1 protein-coding gene is annotated in these 3319 nt (G+C 43.8%); it reads right to left on the reverse strand.

The window, feature by feature from the left end:
• A partial coding sequence (locus FHQ30_RS10435; protein WP_500692259.1) for a S6 family peptidase occupies positions 1 to 2930 on the reverse strand: 2930 nt, incomplete at its 3' end.
• Between the last annotated feature and the right edge of the window lie 389 nt (positions 2931 to 3319).

The following is a 3319-nucleotide window of genomic DNA, read 5'->3' on the forward strand; positions in this document are numbered from 1 at the left end:
GCAGCGGCTTTGGCTTCTGCTTCTAAGCGGGCTTTTTCTGCCGCTTCAGCCGCTGCTTTGGCTTCTGCTTCCAAACGGGCTTTTTCTGCGGCTTCAGCTTCTGCCTTTTCTTTAGCGATAATATCCGGCAGTAGCGCATTGTACAGGGCAAAATGGTTATCAATGTGCTGTAATGTGTAACGATAAGCCCCCAGATCCAAATGATCGTTCTCAAGGGTCGCTGTCACATTTTCCCAATTTTGTGTAGCATTATTTAACGTCAGTAAGGGTAGTAGATTAACTTTACTGGTTGGATCTTTCAGGCTGTCATGTAAGGCAAGAGTATAGTTACCGCTGGCTAAACCATTAACAATGACCCTGTCACTTTTTAGATCGGCAAAAGTACTGTTCAATTCAAAACGGCCATCACCACTTAAATTACTATTGACGGTTAAGGTGTTAAAGTTGCCGCTTTGCGGATTACCATTCAATTTCACGACTGATCCGGCGTCTAGTGATAGATTCCCAAGGGTACTATTGCCGCTCATGGTCCAGCTAGCGTCACGCATCAGATGAGTGTTGCTGTTTGCGGCGGCTTGAATCTGTCCTTGATATTGAGTTTTGCCAAAATTTAAATTAGCGTTCTCACCTAAGGTAATATTGCCTTTCACACTGGCATAAGGAAGATCGGCGTAAAGCGCATCGCTAAGTGCGGTTTGGCTACAGCTGACGACACCGCTACTGTCACTACGGGTACACTTCCAACTGTTGTTCCATCCATTATCTCCTTTGCTGTAGCCTAAACTGACGTTGCTGTTGTTGTCAGCGACGATATTCCCTTCTAAATTCGCATAATTACCCAATTGCAAGGTAGCGCCAGCGGTTGCTTTGAAGGTGTCAGCTTTAAAGTGACTGGTCACCCAATCATTGTCAATGACTACATCTTTACGCCACACATAACCGGCCCTGTCGCCGGTGACATCTTCGGCATGTAAGGTTGGGTAGCCGGATAATAGCAATGTGCCTTTATCAACCTTGATTTCACCGTTGAGGTTGCTGCCGCCGGATAGCGTATAGATTGAGGAAGCCGATGGTGCGGTGTAATTGAAATTCAAGCTACCATTGGTTTTGCTTGCATCGGTTTCGCCTAAGACACCTTGAAACATGGGCGATAGCAAGGCATTTTTCCGTGTTAAATAGCGTTCGATAGCTTGAGCTTCGTCATTACCCAGATAATCCCAAGCCCAATTGCCTGCTGCCCCTGGGTAAAAGGTATAGGTGCTTGTTTTGAGATACCAATATTCTGCGTTACCGCTGCGGTTGATGTGTTTATACAGTGTGTTAGGGGTGCCGCTTTGGCTGTTATTTCTTGTATTAAATACCACTTCAGGTTCACCGGTTACCCTGATATTAGCCGCTTTTTCTGCGTTATGATTAACCAGTTGCGCACCATTATCCACATTATGAATTTGAATAAAACTTAGGTTATTACCGTTGAGATCCAAACGTCCACCGCGATAACCAAAGTAGATATTATTCGGATTGACCTGCTTGTCATCCTGCAATACCACTGTTGGACGACCACTGGCCAACCGCACTTTATCAAATGCTTGCTGCGCACCGTTTTCATCCGCTTGCTGAGCTAACACCGTGATGCCATCACCCGCACTTAAACTACCCGGATTTTTACCTTTGGCATTGATTCGCAAAGTACCGCTGCCCAATTTGTGCAAAAAGTCATTTTCCACACCATTGACTTGCCATTCTACGGTTTTCCCCGCATTGACAATAATCCCTGCACCTTGCCAAGTTTGGTTGCTTTCCGGGGTTACCCGATAATTATTATTAAACGTTAAGCCACCCGCGCCTTGATTAATGCTGCTTTGCAATAAAATGTTGCCACCGTTACCGTTTAAGGTGATATTTTTACCGGCATTCATGGCAACATTATAGCCACCACTATAGCTATCTGGCACAGTGGTATCTTTGACATGTAATGTCCAGCTTTGGTTATCATTCTGGCTGAAATGGCTGGTTTTGCCATCACTGTTATTGGCCCAAATCAAATTTTGAGTATTATTTACCGTCGGATCGGTGTCTTCAGCATACAATCCTTGATTATAGGCGGTTTGATAAACCATCCAGTTGGTATCAGTCGTTGTTGGATTGGCTTTTTCCCCCCAGCTTCCTTTTTGAAAGCCGATGAGGATCCATTGCTGGGTTTGAGTGTCCCAAGCATATAAGCCTGAACCACTGTCACCGGACGCACCATAAGTGGTCAGTGGGCTGTTTTCTAAATTATATAATAGCCCGGAATTAGCCCGCACCTCTTGCGGATAACCCGGTTTATACAATGCACTGACGGTTCCACCTATTAAATAATCGTAGGCGTAAGCCAACCAAGTGGTATTCCATTCGGGATCACGCACATATTGAGTACCACTGCCGGTGCGGTATAGCACAGGGAAACGAGTTTGATCCAAATAGGCATCTCTATCAAGTCCGAGAATATTCGCCGGTGCAACTTCGGTAACATACTTATGCAAGCGAGGGGTGTGGTAATCCAGTGTGGCGTGGTTATTGCGATCCACCATTTGATAAGTGTGGCGTAAATAATCCGGATTATTGCCGGTTCCGCCAAACTGCAATCCGGTATAACCGACATTATGTTTAACACTGCCTGTATATTGTGGCGTGAGCAAGGTGCCAATTCCATCTTTACTGGCGGCACTAAAATCGATCATCGGTGCTTTGTCTAAAGTGCCGATCAGCTCGCCATTTTTACCGTAAATCGGCAAATTGACAGCGCCAGGGCGAAACTGACCTTTATTTTCACCGAAATCTCGATAAGTCTGATACGGGATATCCGAACGAACGACCGAAGCGACAGTGTAAGCCGGAATAAAGCAGGTGATGATAAGCGCAGAAAGTGGATTTAATTTAAATGGCATGATAGTCCCTACAATTTTAGGAAAAGTGATAGGCTTGTATATAAATTATACAATATGATATTGCAAAATTATAACACTAAATCCACACAAAAATTATAACTATTAAAACAATAGGTTTTACAAATTAAATCTATTGATATTAATCAATAAAACCAGAGCGTAAATAGGAGAAACTACCTCCTAAGTTGTAGTTTCATTATTTTACCCTGTGAGGAGTGCTATTTTATGAAGAAAAAACTGGTCTTATCGCTCGTTGGTCTTGGTGTTGCTGGCTTTTTGGCAACAGTGGCATATATCAATCATTTCGATAATCAACAAAAAGAGAAGCTGCTGGCACAAAGTGCGGTTAAAGATCCTGCTGCAAAATTAGTAGAAAGAGTGTTATATGA

Source organism: Testudinibacter sp. 'clade 2' (genome assembly GCF_006227735.1).
GTDB lineage: Bacteria > Pseudomonadota > Gammaproteobacteria > Enterobacterales > Pasteurellaceae > Chelonobacter.